The organism is Candidatus Regiella insecticola LSR1 (genome assembly GCF_000143625.1).
Classification (GTDB): Bacteria; Pseudomonadota; Gammaproteobacteria; order Enterobacterales; family Enterobacteriaceae; genus Regiella; species Regiella insecticola.
This window is the reverse complement of record NZ_GL379738.1, coordinates 1-2,440: the sequence shown is the minus strand read 5'-3', so window position 1 is coordinate 2,440 and position 2,440 is coordinate 1. Positions and strand designations below refer to the sequence as shown.

The 2,440-nt window shown below is 40.2% G+C and carries 3 protein-coding genes and 1 pseudogene; 1 reads left to right on the top strand and 3 read right to left on the bottom strand.

The annotated features are described in order from the left end of the window. Nucleotides 1-190: 190 nt before the first annotated feature. Nucleotides 191-505, top strand: coding sequence for a hypothetical protein (locus tag REG_RS10265; protein ID WP_006705583.1), 315 nt, complete (start codon nucleotides 191-193; stop codon nucleotides 503-505). A gap of 378 nt (nucleotides 506-883) precedes the next feature. On the opposite strand, the gene REG_RS10260 is transcribed toward REG_RS10265, so the two are convergent. From REG_RS10260 to REG_RS10250, 3 genes and pseudogenes are all read right to left on the bottom strand, one after another. After that, nucleotides 884-1,306 carry a PAS domain-containing protein gene (locus REG_RS10260; protein WP_006705582.1) on the bottom strand — a complete coding sequence of 141 codons (423 nt, stop codon included), beginning with the start codon at nucleotides 1,304-1,306 and terminating at the stop codon, nucleotides 884-886. 127 nt (nucleotides 1,307-1,433) lie between these two features. Next, nucleotides 1,434-1,715: a hypothetical protein gene (locus tag REG_RS10255; protein WP_006705581.1), complete on the bottom strand. Its 282-nt coding sequence runs from the start codon at nucleotides 1,713-1,715 to the stop codon at nucleotides 1,434-1,436. A 282-nt stretch (nucleotides 1,716-1,997) separates the two neighbouring features. Further along, a pseudogene (locus tag REG_RS10250) lies at nucleotides 1,998-2,440 on the bottom strand (Rha family transcriptional regulator); the annotation flags it as partial.

Sequence of the window (2,440 nt, the reverse complement as noted above, 5' to 3'; positions counted from 1 at the left end):
CCATTGCTTAAGGCTGACTTCCATTGTCGTTTTCTCTTTGTTAAGGTTAAAAATGTCATCACTTCGTCCGTGTTTTAAACGGAAAAGTTACAGAAGGTAATTTGAATAAATTTATTTCAACAATAAAAAATAATGACGGCTCCTCTTTAATAAAAAGAAGTCCGTCAGTGGTAAAAAAATAAGGGGGTAAATGACAATCAATCTGGATAATAGCGTTGACAATTTTCAGGTATTATTACCCTTCATCCTCCTTCTTATTTTTGGCAAAAAAATGGCATTAAATATCTATCCAGTTTATCCGATAAAAATAACCGAAATCAAAAGAGCGATTATTTTTTTATTCTGTCATGATATTTTTTTAATTTCCCAGCTTGGCAATAATATTATCGCAAGCGCTTTCAGCATAATGCTCGATCAGGTAATGAATGAAATTATCTGGTGTGACCGTGCAATCACAATGAACGCTCACCGAAGCGGCCTATTTTTCCAGTGTTTGGTAGAGTAGGGTGGAAATAGTTATTTTCTTTTCAGTCTCAGAAGATAACATGCGTTTTCTCCTGCTTAAATAAAAACATTAATCGAGTAAACCAGGTTTTATTTTTTTCTCTCCGTTTGGCAGCTAATAGCTTATTCCTTAATGCGCGTTTTCTGATTCTGCTTTGTCTGTTACTCATTACAATCTCTCCTCTCTTCAATACACCGTATTTCACGTGAGATAACGTCTTGGAAAAATAACGATCAAAACCGGTTTGATGACAAAAGGTTTTAAATTCCCGCAATGAATTTACTTTTGCCTTTGGGTCGATAATACGTATTCTATTTTTTATTTATCGTGATTTCCCTGGTGATCAAAGTGTGTAATAAATAAAAGATAATCTGCCATTCAGATAGCGTAAAAATATCTGATGGGAGGTAATGAAAAAGTATCGGGCTTTTTGCCATAAAAAACCGTGCCCACACAGCGGCCTTCTTGATTATACAGTGGGAAGATTTCGTATAAATAAGGGTGGCGTTTTTGCTTATGCCTCAATAAATGCGCTTTTATCAGCGTCGTTCTTTGTCCGCTTTTAATGACCTTTTTTTCTTCCTGGCGTAGATTAGCCAAAAATGCTACCACGCAGGAGGGCAGTTCATCATGCCGTTTGCCAATAATATCGACTCCCTGTGGTAAATTAAAACAATCCAGAAAAGCACGGTTGGTATAAATAAAACGCGAGTGCCTGTCTTTGATTCCCCAGCTATCTAGACTCTTGTCCATCAGCGCGGTTAGGGGGAAGGTGTTTAATTCCAGTGCTATTGTCTTCATCGGCGGTTCTTCACCTCTTCACGCCCTCTCCTCAATAGAAGAGGGTCAGTTACTTAGCCAGTGCCCAGTTTAGGCAGAAAAATAAAAATGGCTAGTCTCCTCAGTGGAGAGTCTGTCTTTTTTGCGCTCATCGCTCTGGGGGCAGGCGCTTACGGCATCCTTGCAAGGCAAACAGTGTCAAACGGACATGAAATATCGTGAATAAGCCGTGCAGTGAACGAGGTTCAAATTTAAGTTTGGCACTGGTTAACGCTTGTTTCACCGCGGGATAAGATACGGCACGTAATAAAGCAATTTCTTTTTGTGGCAAGCCCAAGGAAAACAGCATCGCCGTTTCAAATTGCACCGCTGTTAACTCAGGAAAGACGTTGCGTAATTCAGAAAATTGGGTAATATCGATGTTAGCCATGATGACCTCTACGTTAGGTTGTGATGGTTAGCTGACAGGGGTGGAGCGAACCACCGCTGTTAGCGCTAAGGTTAATTGATATCAACGGTGATGGTGTCGCCGTTATTACTTGTGAATGTTTATGTTTTCATGATGTAGGACTCCGTGGGTTTGTGATGCGATATTAAATTCGTTGTCGTGAGTGAAATGCTCATCCCAAGGGTAAATTTTGCATGCAGAAATTCTTCACAAATATATTGTGATTAATAAATCCCTAAAAATATTTATCAGGGAAGAGATCAATTAATAACTAGAATGATGCGCTACATGATTGTGGCTACGTTGAGCGAATAAGTTAATTTCACGTTCTTCCCACTGTGCCAGTGTTGAGTTGAGCGTAGAAACGTTCGATTGTGCTGCCCCCTCGAGTGATTGCTGCATTTCGCTGATGACTCTTTCTGCATTCTCACGCTTGCGTAAACAACGCCGTATAACCTGTTTTTCCGCTTCGAAAATAACGTTTTTAAATTGATTCGTGATCGTATAAATCCGGCGACATTCTTCTGCTAGCAGCGGAATTTTTTGCACCTCGAACCGCTGAGAAGAAGGAATACCTGTCACCTGACGCAGCGCATACCAAATGGCATTACTCCACGATTGATTAAAATGAAACCCGTTACTCATACACCACACTAAGCGGGTGAGATGGCTTAAATCGTCATGGCTGAGCAGTTTTCGGGGGACTG